This window comes from Streptomyces sp. SAS_270 (genome assembly GCF_052543295.1).
Genome location: NZ_JBMNDS010000190.1, coordinates 1 through 1,009 on the forward strand (window position 1 = coordinate 1; position 1,009 = coordinate 1,009).

Annotated in this window: 1 protein-coding gene; it reads right to left on the reverse strand. The window is 70.2% G+C overall.

What is annotated here, in order from left to right; translation table 11 throughout:
• Positions 1-31: 31 nt before the first annotated feature.
• Positions 32-604, reverse strand: a complete 573-nt coding sequence (locus ACN6LB_RS45835; RefSeq protein ID WP_445031103.1) for a hypothetical protein — start codon at positions 602-604, stop codon at positions 32-34.
• Between the last annotated feature and the right edge of the window lie 405 nt (positions 605-1,009).

Sequence of the window (1,009 nt, forward strand, 5' to 3'; positions counted from 1 at the left end):
CCGTCCGACGACGACCACGCGCGCGTGGTGCTCAGGTCAGGGGCTTGGTGAGCTTGTGGTCGCCGGCGCCGACGTCCCCGGAGAGACTGCAGGCGACGTTGTCGATGCCGATCTTGTAGCCGGTGGAGTCCGGGTACTGCACCAGCGTGCCGCGCACGGTGCCCGAAGGCTGCTTGGCCGCCTTGCGTTCCAGAGGCTTCTTGCACAGTGCCGACGCGGCCTTCTTGAGAGCGGCGTCGGTCGTGTAACTGCCCTCGATCTCGGCCACCTTGACGACTTCGGCGTCGTGGGGCTTGCCGCACGAGCGTTTGGTGGCCTGCCCTGGACGCTTGTCGTCGGTGTCGAAGCAGTCGCCCGACTGCAGCGAGTAGTACGGCACTTGGTCGCCGGCCGGCGACGGGAACAGTGAGCCCAGGTCGCTGGGCACCTGTGAGGGCAGCGAAGGCGTGATGCTGGGGAGCCCGGAGGGGATGCTCAGAGACGGAGAGGGAGAGCCCTTCGTACTCCCGCTGCTCGCGGAGGGCGACTTCTTGTCGCTCGGCGAGCCGTTGCCCCGGACGGCCACCAGCACGACGGCAGCCACGACACCGACGGCCACGATCACAGCGAGCAGGATGAAAAGGCGGCGGCGCCCTCCGGGACGAGGCCCCCCTGGGCCACCGGGCGAGCCGGGAGGCTGAGGCGGCTGCCAGCCCCCACCCTGTCCCGGCGGGCCATAGCCACCGGGGGGTGGGCCGTAACCCCCGGGCGGTGGTCCGTAGCCACCGGGGGGTGGTCCGTAACCCCCGGGAGGCGGGGTTCCTCCCGGCGGCCGCGGGGGCTGGGGCGGTAAGGGTGGCGTGGCCATACCGTCAAGAGTCGCCGCGAACCGGTCATGATGCGACCCCTGCGCGGAAGTTGATACGGACTCATGCCTTGGATCACATGATTCCGGATTTTTCCGCGCAGAGATCGACAGAGCCCTACAGGGACACACGGCCTGGGGGGGGGCCCGGCCGGGGCAGGCCCC